12 protein-coding genes are annotated in these 15326 nt (G+C 42.8%); 11 read left to right on the forward strand and 1 reads right to left on the reverse strand.

The window, feature by feature from the left end; translation table 11 throughout:
• The first annotated feature begins 302 nt into the window (after positions 1-302).
• From MTR11_RS10880 to MTR11_RS10930, 11 genes are all read left to right on the forward strand, one after another.
• Positions 303-1712, forward strand: a complete 1410-nt coding sequence (locus MTR11_RS10880; RefSeq protein WP_085342558.1) for an aminotransferase class V-fold PLP-dependent enzyme — start codon at positions 303-305, stop codon at positions 1710-1712.
• Positions 1713-1774: 62 nt separating this feature from the next.
• On the forward strand, positions 1775-2707 hold the full coding sequence (locus tag MTR11_RS10885; protein ID WP_005394865.1) for a transporter substrate-binding domain-containing protein: 933 nt from the start codon (positions 1775-1777) through the stop codon (positions 2705-2707).
• Positions 2704-5034: a putative bifunctional diguanylate cyclase/phosphodiesterase gene (locus tag MTR11_RS10890; RefSeq protein ID WP_243327500.1), complete on the forward strand. Its 2331-nt coding sequence runs from the start codon at positions 2704-2706 to the stop codon at positions 5032-5034. The genes MTR11_RS10885 and MTR11_RS10890 overlap by 4 nt, the downstream gene beginning before the upstream one ends.
• Positions 5035-5246: 212 nt before the next feature.
• Positions 5247-6440, forward strand: a complete 1194-nt coding sequence (locus tag MTR11_RS10895) for a glycine C-acetyltransferase (RefSeq protein ID WP_005394869.1) — start codon at positions 5247-5249, stop codon at positions 6438-6440.
• A gap of 44 nt (positions 6441-6484) precedes the next feature.
• The gene (gene tdh, locus MTR11_RS10900; protein WP_005394871.1) at positions 6485-7516 is read left to right on the forward strand and encodes an L-threonine 3-dehydrogenase; all 1032 of its coding nucleotides are present in this window, start codon (positions 6485-6487) and stop codon (positions 7514-7516) included.
• 376 nt (positions 7517-7892) lie between these two features.
• Positions 7893-8426, forward strand: a complete 534-nt coding sequence (locus MTR11_RS10905; RefSeq protein WP_243327501.1) for a spore coat U domain-containing protein — start codon at positions 7893-7895, stop codon at positions 8424-8426.
• Positions 8427-8963 carry a spore coat U domain-containing protein gene (locus tag MTR11_RS10910; RefSeq protein ID WP_225461341.1) on the forward strand — a complete coding sequence of 179 codons (537 nt, stop codon included), beginning with the start codon at positions 8427-8429 and terminating at the stop codon, positions 8961-8963.
• Between the two features lie 39 nt (positions 8964-9002).
• Entirely contained in the window at positions 9003-9761 is a 759-nt protein-coding gene (locus tag MTR11_RS10915; RefSeq protein ID WP_046875764.1) for a molecular chaperone, read from the forward strand.
• A gap of 31 nt (positions 9762-9792) precedes the next feature.
• Positions 9793-12168 (forward strand): fimbria/pilus outer membrane usher protein, encoded by a 2376-nt coding sequence (locus tag MTR11_RS10920; protein WP_243328109.1) that lies wholly within the window; start codon positions 9793-9795, stop codon positions 12166-12168.
• Positions 12169-12221: 53 nt separating this feature from the next.
• Positions 12222-13136 (forward strand): spore coat protein U domain-containing protein, encoded by a 915-nt coding sequence (locus MTR11_RS10925; RefSeq protein ID WP_243328110.1) that lies wholly within the window; start codon positions 12222-12224, stop codon positions 13134-13136.
• Positions 13137-13277: 141 nt separating this feature from the next.
• Positions 13278-13997, forward strand: a complete 720-nt coding sequence (locus MTR11_RS10930) for a carbonic anhydrase (protein ID WP_243327502.1) — start codon at positions 13278-13280, stop codon at positions 13995-13997.
• A 72-nt stretch (positions 13998-14069) separates the two neighbouring features.
• On the opposite strand, the gene MTR11_RS10935 is transcribed toward MTR11_RS10930, so the two are convergent.
• Positions 14070-15173 carry a mechanosensitive ion channel family protein gene (locus MTR11_RS10935; protein WP_046875767.1) on the reverse strand — a complete coding sequence of 368 codons (1104 nt, stop codon included), beginning with the start codon at positions 15171-15173 and terminating at the stop codon, positions 14070-14072.
• Positions 15174-15326 lie beyond the last annotated feature (153 nt).

Here is a 15326-nt window from a genome sequence, read left to right on the forward strand (position 1 = left end):
AAGTTAAATTTTTAATGACTTTATAACAAAGCTCATAATTGTTTTATAAAGAAGTTGTCGGAATTGTCTTCTATAAAAAATAATCAATTTAATGAATATTTTAATGTGAATATGGTTGTTTATAGGTTTGTGGTCAAACTGTTGCTTATATCATCAAATAAGATAAAAAATTGGAACTAAAGTCACTTAATGGCAGAGGAAAAAATTAAACTCTGGTTTTAATGGGTAATAATGTTTTAGTAACAGATAGTTACGCACTTAAAATTAATAATATGGCTAATTTCCGACAAGGATTGAAAAAGATGAAAGACAAGGAATCTATTCAGACTAATAGCAGCCGCCGTAATTTTCTGAAAGGCGCAACAGGAGCTGTTGTTGCTGGTGTGAGTGCTTCCGCTTTCTCGGGCGCAGTTCAAGCACGAGAACAGAAAATTGATTGGAGCAGCCGCGGGCTAGGTAGAAAACACGATAAGCGCTTTTGGCGTAAAGTGCAACGACAGTTCGTTTTGGATAAACGTACGACTTACATGAACATTGGCACAACGGGTTCTATGCCAAGACAAGTTCTTCAAGATTACGAGCATAACAACAAGTTGGTGGCTAAGTATCCTTGGGATATGAAGGGCAAGTTTGGCTCTTGGCCTTATGTCTCTGAGATGGTTCAAGAAGTAGCGCCTGGCTTTGGTGCTAACCCAGAAGAAATCATTCTCAGCCGCAATACTACTGATGGTCTATGTTCGATCATTAACGGCTTACACTTTGAACCAGGCGATGTGATTCTAACAACGCACCATGAGCATATGGCTGCAACATCACCGATGAACGTCGCAAAGCATCGTTTTGGCGTCGATGTTGTTGAAATTCAACTACCGGTATTTACTGGTACTGAAGACGTTTCTGAACAAGATTACATCCAAGCTTTCCGCGACGCGCTTGATGCGCATCAAAACGTTCGCCTCATCATGTTCTCTCATATCACCTATAAAACGGGAACGGCGTTACCAGCCAAAGCCATTTGTGCTTTAGCGAGAGAATATGGTGTGCCTACGCTTGTAGATGGAGCGCATACTGTCGGTATGTTTGACCTCGATTTCCATGATATGGATTGTGATTTCTATGCAGGTTCTGGCCACAAATGGCAGTGTGGTCCTGGCGCAACCGGTATTTTGTACGTACGTGATAACGCCAATCGCTTGAATGAGTATTGGAGTGATCGTGATAACCCGTTGTGGTTGATCAACTCTTCACTTTCTCATGCGGATTACTTAGGCAAGCAGTTACAGATGCAGTACATCGGGAACGACAACTATCCTGCTAAACAAGCGTTAGTTGATAGCTGTAAAATGTGGGATGAGATTGGCCGTGACCGCATTGAGGAACGTGTTCTAAGTCTTGGTAGTTTGTGTAAAACCTTACTTCAAGAGTACTTGCCACAAGCCCAAATGTACTCACCAAACGTGGAAGGTTTAACGAGTGGCTTAACCACAGTTAACCCATTCTCTGATGTGACGAATGAAGACATATTGACTGAATTCAGAGATCGTCTGCGTGAAGAATATGGCTACATCATTCGAACAACCAGCTTTAAGCTGCATAAAGATGATGACTTTGATACTTACGCACTCCGTATCTCCACGCACTTGTTCCATGACGAGCAGGATGTTGAAGGGCTCGTGGTGGCGATGACGAATTTGTATTACTCGTCGTTCTAACATCGTTGTTTATCACTCAAGCGCCCATGATTGGGCGCTTTGTGAAAGGTAAGGATATTATTATGTCAGTCAAAACATTCAAAAGAACTTTAGCGGCGATGGCGCTTATGGCGGCCTCTGTTATGTCCTCTTCCGCTTGGTCAGACGACTTACAACAGATCCGTGATCGCGGAGTGTTGCGCCATATTGGTGTGCCGTACGCTAACTTCGTTTCTTATATTGAACAAGGTGAAGTGGAAACCTTGACTGGCTTAGATGTAGAGATAGTAAAAGGCTTTGCCAAGTCGTTGGGCGTTAAGTACCAATATGTTCCAGCTCAGTGGAGCGATATGGTCGGTAAGCTGACGGGCCAAGATGTTCAATACCATAATAAGCAAGCCGTCGTGGGAGAAAGTGTTCCAATCGAGGGGGACTTGATCGCAAATGGCGTTACCATTCTTGACTGGCGTTCTGAAGTTTTAGACTTTTCACAAGATTACTTCCCGTCAGGCGTTTGGTTAGTTTCCAGAACAGATTCCACGCTGAGTCCGATTAAACCAAGTGGGTCGGTTGATGAAGATGTAAAAACCGTCAAGCAGCTTATTCATGGTCGCGAAGTGTTGGCGTTGGAGCACTCTTGCTTGGACCCTAACCTTTATGACTTATATGACACAGGCGCAAAAGTCATACTGCCTGATGGGGCTCGTCTTCTGAATGAGATGGTGCCAGCGATAATGAAAAATGATGCGGAAAGCACATTACTAGACGTCGCCGATACGTTAATTGCATTAGAAAAATGGCCAGGTGAAATAAAAGTCATTGGTCCAGTATCCGAAAATCAGAAAATGGCTGTTGCATTCCGGAAAAACTCGCCGGAATTACGCAAAGCATTTGATCGTTATTTAGATTCAATAAAGAAAGATGGAACCTACGAAAAATTAGTAAAAAAATACTATCCATCTATTTACTACTTTTATAACGATTACTTCATAGAAGATAGTAAGAAAACCCGATGAAAAAGGCCGTTAAAAAAATATCCAGTAAAAAATTTATTGCAATAAGCGCAATATTAGTCTCTATTTATTTAGCTATGCTTATTGTTGTGACAAGTTTGGGGCAAAATAAATTAAAAGAATCCCAACATAGGGAACTCGGTTTAAAAGTAAAAAGCTACGCAAGCACACTCGATAATTTATTTACCATTGCCAGTGAGGATGTTGATAATTTATCTACAGATAAAACAGTACAAACCTTCTTTGCTAATTTAGCCTCTGGCATGTCAATGGAGTACGGATTAGGAGCGAGTTTAATTAACTTGAAGCGTCGTTTCGATGAAAAGATAGATGGTAAGTTAATTAATAGCAGCCAAATCTATAAAAAGCTCACACTGGTAGGAAGTGATGGCACAACGATTGTCACGACGGGCTCTGAAGACAACATAGAGCATAAGATGGATATCCAAACCTTAATGACTCAACATGGGCATCCCGAAGAGGTTTGTGCAACTCGATATAACGACGATGTGCGTATTCAAGTCATTAAGCAAGTTAAGTTTTCTGGAAAGCCAGTTGCCTTTCTAATTGCAGATCTCAATAAAAACATTGTTATTGATCAGCTCACTAATCAAGAGCACGAAGACAGTTATAGCCGGATGGTGCTCAAAATAAAAGACGTTGAGATGGTCGTATGGGATACAATAAATAAAACGTCTTCTCATAATAAAGATGAGAATTATTTAATATCTGAAGCCGTTGATGGAAAGATATATTTTGAAGTGCCTGTTGAAAAACATCACTTCAAACTTATGGCTTGGTTTGAGCCTTTGAGTGAGCGAGATATTTTCACATCACGGATCTTCATTCTCGGTTTGAGTATTCTTGCTGTTATGGTTGTTATTGCGCTGTGTTATGCGTTCATTACAAACAATAATAGAATTGAATTGAAAATTAAACTTGAAGAAGAGAAAAAGCGAAAAGACATTCTTTCTCAACAGAACCGAAAACTAACTAACGAAATTGAACGCCGAAAAGCGTCTGAAAAAGAACTCGCCTTCCAAGCTAAATACGATACGTTGACTAACTTGCCTAATCGCAGCTACGGTTCTGAGAGACTGGCTTTGGAGTTGATTAGAGCGTCACGTAGCGGTTCAAAAGTATTGGTCATGTTTATTGATTTAGACCACTTTAAGCAGATTAACGATTCAATGGGTCACTTTGTTGGGGACGAGATCCTTAAACTTAGTGCTCAACGACTGCATCAAGTCGCGAGAAAAACAGACTTACTGGCGAGAATTGGTGGGGATGAGTTTTTATTAGTGATTCCTGACTTACCTGACAACGACACCGCGAAGCGCGTTGCTTCAAGCGTGCTTTCGGCGTTTAACGATCCATTTGTATGGAACAACCATGAATTCTTCTTGAGTAGCAGCGTCGGAATGTCTGTATTTCCGGATGATGGAGATAATGCCGAGCAGCTCCTCGCCTGTGCTGACATGGCGATGTATCGCGTGAAGCAAGATGGACGCGATGCCTTCTGTTTTTATAACCACAATATGAACCAAGACTTGCAACGCTATTTGGATTTGGAAAATCGACTAAGAAATGCCATCTCTAGTCAATTACTAGAGTTGTATTATCAACCTATTATTGAGCTGAGCAGTGGTAAAATTGTTGGCGCAGAAGCGTTAATGCGTTGGAATGATGAGAAGTACGGATTCGTAAATCCTGAAGAGTTTATCTCTATTGCTGAGAAAAATGGCTTGATTCATCAAATTGGTGAATTCGCTATCCAGCAAGCGTGCCGCCAAGCGGCGCAATGGCAAAGTCTGACGCCGCTGTTTGTTTCTGTGAATTTCTCCAGTGTTCAATTTAGGTATTGTGATCGCTTACTTGCGTTTATTAAGAAGAGCCTTGAGGAGTCTGGTCTTCCATCAGATAAGTTCGATATTGAAGTGACTGAGAGCCTTCTCTTTAACCACGACTCAGAGCTATTAGACATGCTCAATAACTTAAGAGCGTTAGGCACTAAGCTTACCATCGATGACTTTGGTACTGGCTATTCTGCGTTGAGTTACTTACAGAAATTTCCGTTCGATCGCCTTAAGATTGATCGCAGCTTTATGCAAAATATGTTCGAAAACGACTCCGATCGTGAGCTCGTCAACGTGATCATTGCAATGGCGAAAGCGCTGAACCTTAAGATTGTTGCTGAAGGCATTGAAGAACAGCGTCATGTCGATTATCTAAAAGACTTAAACTGTGAGTTCGGGCAAGGTTTCCACTATAGCCGCCCGTTACCAGCCAAAGACTTTGAAGCACTACTTAAACAACCAACTGGGCTATAACTCCTTTTATTACAATATTATAGGAAAGCATTAATTGAATTCGTGCCTTGGATTCATCAATGCTTTTCCACCTTAAGGGATAATCCTTCTTCCTTCCTTGAATTACACTACAATTAATTGATGAGTGATAGCCCGTGATGCCCGTCACATAAAGGCTCAACCTAATTCTAAACGAGTAAATACTCGCCAAAATAACCAGGAAGGAATTTCAAATGTCTTCTGCATTCTACCAACAGATTCAGCAGCAAATTGAAGAAGTGAAGGCTGAAGGTCTTTACAAATCAGAGCGCGTAATCACGTCTCAGCAGCAAGCGGCTGTTAAAATCTCTACCGGTGAAGAAGTATTAAACTTCTGTGCAAACAACTACCTTGGTCTTGCTAACCATCCTGCGCTAATTGAAGCGGGTAAAGCGGGTATGGACGAACACGGCTTTGGTATGGCGTCAGTACGTTTTATCTGTGGTACTCAAGACATCCACAAAGAGCTTGAGCAGAAGCTTTCTAAGTTCCTAGGTAAAGAAGACACGATTCTTTACACATCATGTTTCGACGCAAACGCGGGCCTATTTGAAACTATTCTAGGTAAAGAAGACGCAATCATCTCTGACGCACTAAACCACGCGTCAATCATCGACGGTGTTCGTCTATGTAAAGCAATGCGCTTCCGTTACTCAAACAACAACATGGAAGAGCTAGAGCAACAACTGATTGCTGCGAAAGAAGCAGGCGCACGCCACATTCTTATCGTTACTGACGGTGTGTTCTCAATGGATGGCGTAGTGGCGAACCTTCCGGCTATTTGTGACCTAGCTGAAAAATACGGCGCACTGACCATGGTTGATGACTCTCACGCAGTTGGCTTCATGGGTAAAACGGGTGCAGGTACGCACGAATACCACAACGTGGTTGACCGTATCGACATCATTACAGGTACGCTAGGTAAAGCAATGGGTGGCGCTTCAGGCGGTTACACGTCTGGTAAAGCGGAAGTGATCGACTGGTTACGTCAGCGTTCTCGTCCATACCTATTCTCTAACTCTGTTGCACCAGCAATCGTAAGCGCTTCTATCCGAGTTCTAGATCTACTAGAAGAGAGCGGTGACCTACGTGACCGTCTATGGGAAAACGCAGCACACTTCCGCGCACGTATGGAAGCTGCTGGTTTCACAATGGGCGGCGCTGACCATGCGATCATTCCAATCATGCTAGGTGATGCGAAAGTGGCAGCAGAATTTGCTGAACGAGCACTAGAGAAAGGCATCTACGTAATCGGCTTCTCATTCCCTGTGGTACCAAAAGGCCAAGCTCGTATCCGTACTCAAATGTCAGCTGCGCATTCTCGTGAGCAGCTAGATCGTGCAATTGATGCGTTCATCGAAGTTGGTAAGGACATGGGTCTTATTTAAGACTCTAGGTCCTAGATAATAGGGCCTTTAATTAAGGTTACATTATGAAAATTAAAGCATTATCAAAGCTAAAGCCTGAAGAAGGCATCTGGATGACTGAGGTTGATAAACCTGAAGTTGGCCATAACGATATTCTGATCAAAATTAAGAAAACCGCTATCTGTGGTACTGACGTACACATCTACAACTGGGACGAATGGTCACAAAAGACAATTCCAGTGCCTATGGTTGTCGGTCACGAATACGTGGGTGAAGTGGTTGCGATTGGTCAGGAAGTTCGTGGCTTTGAAATCGGTGACCGCGTATCTGGTGAAGGTCACATCACTTGTGGTCACTGCCGTAACTGTCGTGGCGGTCGTACTCACTTGTGTCGCAACACGATCGGTGTGGGTGTAAACCGTGAAGGCGCATTTGCAGAATACCTAGTGATTCCTGCATTTAACGCGTTTAAGATCCCTGACGAGATTTCTGACGATCTAGCATCGATCTTCGACCCGTTCGGTAACGCGGTACACACTGCGCTTTCTTTCGATCTAGTCGGTGAAGACGTGCTCATCACTGGTGCTGGCCCAATCGGCATCATGGCCGCCGCAGTTGCGAAACACGTCGGCGCTCGTCATGTGGTTATCACAGACGTAAACGAGTACCGTTTAGAGCTAGCTCGTAAAATGGGTGTAACACGCGCAGTAAATGTTGCTGAAGAGAAGCTTGAAGATGTAATGGCTGAACTAGGCATGACAGAAGGCTTTGACGTAGGCCTAGAAATGTCTGGTAACCCAGCGGCATTCAACTCAATGCTAACCACAATGAACCACGGTGGTCGTATTGCATTACTCGGTATTCCACCATCAGATATGGGCATTGATTGGAACCAAGTGATCTTCAAAGGCCTAGTTATCAAAGGTATCTATGGTCGTGAAATGTTCGAAACATGGTACAAGATGGCTTCACTGATTCAATCTGGTCTGGATCTATCACCAATTATTACGCACCACTACAAGATTGATGACTTCCAAGAAGGCTTCGATGTCATGCGTTCAGGCATGTCTGGCAAAGTTATCCTTGATTGGGAATAATCTGCTCAAATAAGAAAGCGCTCCGAAAGGGGCGTTTTTTTCGTTTTTTAAACGCTTAGATTTTTTATTATTTAGCTCACACCCTATCTCTTTTCGTTTCTAAAAGCTGTCTAACTCAGAAAAAACTGCCTTCTTCGTGTTTCAACGTATGCAGAATACACTAAAGACCTTTTATTTAATATGGTTAATTGGTGGTTTTATATTCCAACCTAAAAGAATATCTTGGTTTAAAGCACTGCTTTTCTTTTGACAACTACAATGAACTGACTTCTTTTTATCTTTTTAATCTTGATATGCACTTTGTTTTATTTGTTGAGCTATAACTAATAATACAATCATCTGTATAGAGTTCACAGAGATAGAAATGGAGCTTCATATGAAAATTTTTTGTTTGATTATTCCCTTGTTATTTACAGTGTTGAGCTTACAAACGAGGGCAGAGACAATTAGCGGTACGATAGACGTTTCGATCAATTTAGTGGAAGGCTGTGTCATTAATGGCAACAATGCGGTGAACGGTTCCAGTAATATTGGTTTTGGCTCATTAAATTTTGGTGACGTTCCGGCCATTTTTACTGAGCAAGAAGCAGTCTTGGCTGGGGAAGGTGGTACGGGGATCGAAATACTTTGCAGCAATGGAGTCACGCCTACTTTCTCTTTAGTCAGTGGTGCCAACGATCCCAGTTCGACGACAGGTAATCACGCAATGACCAACGGATCCGAGTTTGTGGATTACACTCTCTTCACTGATTCAGATCGTTCTAACCAGTTTACCTCGAGTAACCCTATAGCACTCTCTACATTTAATGGTGTTGATTCAGAGACCATTAATTTGTACGCCACGGCATACGGTACCAGCAGCGTCGCAGGAAATTATGTTGATACACTAAACGTAACTCTGAGTTGGTAAGTGAACTCTATATTACTCAAAGCATTTTTATTCACCGCCTGTGCCACTTTTTCCTATCCTATTTTTGCAGCGCAGAGTGAAACTTTCCAAGTGTCAGCGACCATTGATACGGGATGTCTGATCAATGGTGCGCTGACAGAAGAGAGTAACACTCAAATTGGAACAATAGGAGAGTTAAACTTTGGTGAACATTCTGCTATTTATGCTGCGGAAGTAGAAGGCAGCATCACCTACAACGGTGGGCTTACGTTAAGTTGTACCCCTGGCATAGCCATGAATATTAAGATTGACGGTGGTTTGAACGCTTCGCTAGGGGTACGCAAGCTGAAGCACACAGAAAAGTCGAGTACGGTGGATTATTTATTATTTGAAGATGCAGAACACTCTCAAGTATTAGACATTGATACCCCCTATTCTGTTGGAACTAATGAAGACCCTGACAACATTCAGGTGCCAATTTGGGCAAAGGCGATATTAAATGGAAATGAAATCGCTGGTATTTATACAGATACTCTTACCTTAACGCTTGAGTGGTAAGTGCTGTTTCGAAGAAATGATAACCTTCGGAGAAATTAAATGGATTTAATAATAAAAAGACTGGTTTTCGTCACTATTTTCTTATCAACGTTAACTTCACAGGCCTATGCTAATTCTCTCCTTATTTGGCCTATTTACCCTAAAATATCTTCTGAATCGAATGCAACATCAATTTGGATGGTTAATCAAGGCACTGAAGATTTTTATTTGCAGGTTCGTATTTTTCAGTGGGGACAGAAGGATGGGCAGGATACATATGCGCAGCAACGACAACTGATAGCTACGCCTCCTTTTGTGAAAATTGCACCTGGTGCCAAGCAACTTATTCGTATATTAAATCAAGATGGGGCGCTTTCGAATAAAGAGTACGCATATCGTATTATCATCGATGAACTCCCGCCAGCTAAAGGGCCTCAAGATGAAAATAAAGAAAATGATCTGGCAGTAAAAGTGAGAATGAGATATTCCATACCATTGTTTATGTACGGTAAAGGGATGAAAAGACCATCCCAAGGAACAAATGAAGTTTGGAGCGGACTACAGGCAAAGATTATAAAGAGTAAAGATAAGAACCTTATTCATATAGAAAACACCAGTAATCACTATGTCAGATTAGTCAACCTAGCAGTGACCGCACCAAACCAATCGCCTTTTATCGTTTCGAAAGGGTTAGCAGGGTATATATTACCTGAGCAATATAAAACGTGGCCTATTTCTTACTCCAATATGAAAAATATAAAAGTAAAGGCGGATATTGAAGGTAAGCGTTACGTTATTCCACTCGAACAAAATGAATAAGATTTTATATCTATCTTGTTTATTTACCAGTATGACGCCTGGCGTGGGTTGGTGCGATAACGTAGTGACCCATTTATCGCAGTTACCTAGTCCTGAAAACTTTTCTTATGAGAATTTTGAAAATATTCATTTGTCGTTAGAACTAGTCATTAATCAACGACCGACTGGTTTAATCGCGGATGTTGAACGTAAAGGCCAGCGTTACTTCGTGTATAGAGACGATTTACTGTCTGCTGGCGTGGTCGCGGATGTATTACCTGGAACCCAAGAGAAGTTAGACATAACATCAATATCGGGTGTAGAGGTCGATTATTTGCAATCGTCACTGCAATTATCAATCACAGTGCCTCCGAATTGGTTGCCGATGCAACGCTTTTCTGCGCAGAACAGGAGGCGTTTTTCCCCCGCTAAATTCGGAACTGGTGGGTTATTTAATTACAGTATGTTTGGTGTTTATGATCACGAAAGTAGTCAAAAAGAAGTATCTATTAACCACGAATTGAGAGCCTTTTCTGAATTCGGCGTACTTTCTACGACGGGAATATTTAAATCTAACCTTCATCGAGACGTTCAAGCGCAACAAAGTAATAAATATACACGCTTCGACACGAGGTACGAATATGTTGATCAAAGTCGTCGATTGCGCTTTGAAGTAGGGGATTACATTGTGAGGCCCCTTGCGTGGAGTCAACCAGTTCGAATGGCTGGTATTCAACTCTCACATGACTTCTCTATGCGTCCAGATGTGGTTACCGCACCTTTACCTGCATTTTATGGCGAAGTAACTGCTCCCACGACGTTAGATTTATTTGTAAACGGATTAAAAACCGATTCAATGTTTGTGGGGCCGGGACCGTTTGTTATCAATGATATTCCAATGGTATCGGGAGCTGGTGAAGCGACAGTGATTGCAACGGATGCCCAGGGAAGGCGGACTGCAATGACCAGTCCATTTTTCCTTTCAGCCAACTTGCTGAAGGCTAACTACACCTCTTACAACGCCAGTTTTGGTGCTTTACGCCGAAACTATGGCAATGCTTCAAATGACTATGGCGATGGTGCTGTTGTCGCAGCTGCGAGGCACGGAATGACAAACTGGCTAACGTTGGAGGCACAAACCGAAGCGAAAGATGACTTAATTGTTGCGGGAGTCGGTTTTGTTACCAACCTATTCAATATGGGAACGATTGATGGGGCGGTAAGGTTTAGCAATTATGAGCAGAGAGCGAGTTCCTATTCAGTTGGTTATAGTTATCAATCTCGAATGTTTAGCTTTTCCGCTCGTACCCAAGTTGAGAGCGAGGGATTTTACACGCTTTCCCAAGCACCAGAGAACTTGAGAAGTGACAACACTAACGAGCGAGAGAATTTGTCTCGGCATGTCTCTCAGATAAATGTTGGCGCCCGGCTGAATGAGTGGGGTTCGTTATCAGGGGGATACTTTGATGTTCAGCAAACCGACTCTCGATCGAGAATACTTAATGTAACTTACAGCCGCTCGCTTCCGTTCGATATCAACATGTCATTATCGTTTAATCGAAACATCGGTGGGGAGGCCGTTACGTTAGCACAATTCTCATTACCTTTGAGCGCCTTCTCTGGTAGTGCGGGATTAACCATGAAGCGTGAAAGCGATGGTCATCTTAGTGGCCGTGCTAGTGTTAGTCGACTTGCGCCGATTCGAGGTGGTTGGGGAATCAACTTAGCGCATGATATTAATGAAAAGCCTGACAATAGAAAGCAGGCCGATGTTACTTACCGAGCCTCTTGGGCGGAGTTCCGAGCGGGCTTAAATGGGACGAGTGGTAATTACGATTATTTTGCCGAAATGTCGGGTTCGGTTGCGTCACTCGATGGTGAAATATTCCCTGCAAATAATGTGTATGATAGTTTCGCTGTTGTCAGTACTAGCGGTTTTGAAGGTGTGCCCGTCAAATATGAGAATCAAGTTGTTGGATTGACTGATGATGACGGTTACTTACTTGTGCCTTGGGCAATGGCATATTACACCGCAAAATATGAAATTGATCCGCTTAGATTACCTGCCAATGCTTTTTTCCCAACAACAGAACAATACGCGTCGATACATTCTGGGTATGGCTATTTGCTCGAGTTCCCAATAGCTTTGCAAGTTGCGTTAAGTATGGAGGTTGTTGATGAAAATGACGCCTACTTGCCGTTAGGAACTTATGGTCAATCAGATACTGGAGTGGTTGGGCAAATTGGTTGGGATGGAGTAACGTATTTTGAGGGGCGTAATGTAGGTGAGTACATTATCTTTTACCCCGAAGGCTTTCCACCATGTAAAGTGTTTATAACGGGACTCTATCAAACACGGAGCGAGAAGATACAGACATTAGGTAAACAAGTCTGCACGAAAGAGCAAAAAGCAGAGGTACAATTATGAGTCGGTATTCTCGTTATCTTTGGTTTTTTCTTCTTTTTATATCGTCCGGTAACATGGCTTGTGAGCTCACTGCGCCGACGCCTTTGATTCAATTTGGAAGCGTTTCCTCGTTTACCGTTTCAACTATTCAGCAACAGAGCTCAGCCCAGCCTCACGCAGGGATAACGTGTGACTTTTCTACACTTGTTTCTTTGTTGAGTGGCGATTATGTGTCTGCAACGTTTAACAGCGCTAACGATGGGCGGTTGCTTAATGCGGCGGATATCAGTTCGGAACTTAGCTATCAGATTTTTGGAGACCCAAGCCTTTCGCAAGAGTACATTTTTGGCCAAACTTACAATTTTTTTGAAATTGGGCTGCTCGATTTACTAGGTTTATTTGGCACTCAAGCTGAATTTCCGCTTTATGCCCGGACAGGAGCTGGTAGTAATCTCTCAGCAGGGACTTATCGAGACCAAATTACGGTGTCTTGGATTTGGAATTATTGCTCAGGAATTGGAGTTGGAGGCGTATGTCTTGGGCGAGAAACAGGCAATGCACAAAGCTTGATTACGGTAGAGTTGGAAGTCACTCCCGATTGTATGATCACGGCACCAGATATAAATTTTGGTTCATCACCATTGGTGGCAGGTTTTGACCCTGTCAGTCAGGTTATATCATTAACCTGTACCAAGAACAGTGCTTTTACCATTGGTTTAAACGACGGTGTGAATGCCTCCGGAGGCCAACGACGCATGGCATTTGGCGGTAACTATTTGGAGTATGAAATCTATAAATCCTCATCGACGGAGCGGTGGGGGGGGACTGGTTCTGAACGTCGTGAACAGAGCGATGTGGATACGGGTGACACCATTCCCGATGGCATCACTCCGCAGAACTTCAATTATCGCGCAGAGATAATAACAAGCCAAACCACCCCACCGGCTGGCACTTATACCGACTCGATAATCGTTGATGTTCAATTTTGAGCATCATATCAATTGCATAACTAGAGGCATCTATTCCAAAAAACTTTTGTAATCATAGTTTTCACTCTATTCCCGCTTAATTCTGTGCGATTAGTATGGTTTTGTTTTCACAACATTTAACTTGAAGGAATAAGGAAAACTATGAAGAAGTCACTGGCAGCTCTAGGTTTGGCGTTGGTATTTACAGGAACAGCTTACGCAGCAAGCTGGGGTTACGAGGGGAGTCACGGGCCTGAGCATTGGGGCGAGTTTGCGTCTGAATGTTCCAAAGGTCAAAACCAAAGCCCAATTAATATTGTCTCCGCAGCAGAAGCGAAGTTAGACAAATTACAGTTCGACTACCATGGCAAAGCAATCTCATTGCTCAATAACGGCCACACCCTGCAAACCAGCATAGAGGGTGACAACACACTGTTGATTGATGGTAATGCATTCACGTTAAAGCAGTTCCACTTCCATACTCCGTCAGAAAACCATGTGGATGGCAAAGAATATCCATTAGAAGCGCACTTTGTGCATGCTGATACAACTGGCCATTTGGCGGTTGTGGCCGTGTTTTTTCAATCCGGAAAAGCGAACCCAGATTTAGCGAAGTTACTGGCAAACATACCAAGCAAAGATCAAGATGTAGAGATTAAATTGCCATTTGAAGCGGATGCGTTGCTTCCAAAAGACAAAGCGTATTATCGCTTTAATGGCTCACTAACGACACCACCATGCTCTGAAGGGGTTCGTTGGTTAGTGATGAAAGAAGCACAAACCATTTCCCCTGAGCAGATTAAAGCGTTTACGACAGTGATGGGGGAAAACAATCGTCCCATCCAACCATTGAATGCTCGTATGGTGTTAATGCAACATTAACCAATCCAAGCAAATAAAAAATGAAAAAGCCCGCTTGAATAAAGCGGGCTTTGTTATTGGTATTGATGGAAATTAGAAGCCGTGATCTTCTTGCTCTTCAGCTTTTATCATTTGAACTGGGTCGAGCTTGAGTGTTTGAGTTGGGAAGGCGATATCTGCTTCGTGTTCTTTAATGATGTTAATTACTTGAAGAAGAACATCCTGTTTAACCTCATGGTATCTCACCCAATTCACGGTTTTTGTGAAGGTATAAATGAAGAAATGCAGTGACGATGGACCGAACGTATCGAAGTTGACGATAAGCGTTTGGCGTGCATCAATATCTTTGTGATTCTTAAGCATCTCTTTCACCGCTGTAATGATTTGCGGCATTTTTTCGGCGTCGTCGTAACGAAGTCCAATTTTTTCGTAGATGCGTCGGTTTAGCATGCGAGATGGGTTTTCTACGACTATGTTGCTAAACACAGAGTTTGGCACATAAAGAGGACGCTTATCGAAAGTTCGGATGATGGTCATTCTCCAGCCAATTCGTTCTACCGTACCTTCAATTTGGCGATCTGGAGAGCGGATCCAGTCGCCAACTTTAAACGGACGATCGAAGTAGATCATAAGGCCGCCAAAGAAGTTCGATAGTAGATCTTTCGCCGCTAAACCAACGATTAAACCACCGACACCACCAAAGGTGAGCAATCCTGACAGTGACAAGCCAAACGCCTGCATCACAGTGAGAATTCCGACGGTAATAAAGAACAAGCGCGCGACTTTAGCTATCGCTTGTACTGTGGTTTCATCTCGGTTTTTTTGTTCTAGGACGTACTCTTCAACATTGGTAATGAGTCGCATAACGGTCCAGACGAAGATACTGATCACCAAAATCAGTTTCAGCGTGCTTAACCAGTTTATTTTATCGTTGAGCTCGCTCTCTAATATGATGCCGATAGAGACGGTTGCTGGCCAACACCAAATGAGTGTACTGACTGGCGCTTTTAGCGCATCAAGCAACATGTCATCCCAGTGGAAAGGGGTTTTCTCTACTAGTACTGCGAGACGAGAGCGGATCAGTCGCCAAGCTATCCAAGCAATAAAGCTGGCGAGTGTAATGAAAAGGACACTCCCACTCCAATCTTGATGAGATGTTTCAATATAGCTTTGCAAATCGGTAAACCACTGTGACATATGTAACTTCTTTCTAGTGAACCATGGAAGGAAAGGTAGCAGATATTACTCCTTCACCCCAGTGATTTCCTTTTAATCATTTACTTATGTTTAAATCACCTGAGGTAGGCTAGTTCGTGAGGTGAAAAGTGAGTGGTCGAAACTGGGTGATGA

Origin of the sequence: Vibrio sp. CCB-PB317 (genome assembly GCF_022808245.1) — a bacterium.
Classification (GTDB): domain Bacteria; phylum Pseudomonadota; class Gammaproteobacteria; order Enterobacterales; family Vibrionaceae; genus Vibrio; species Vibrio diabolicus.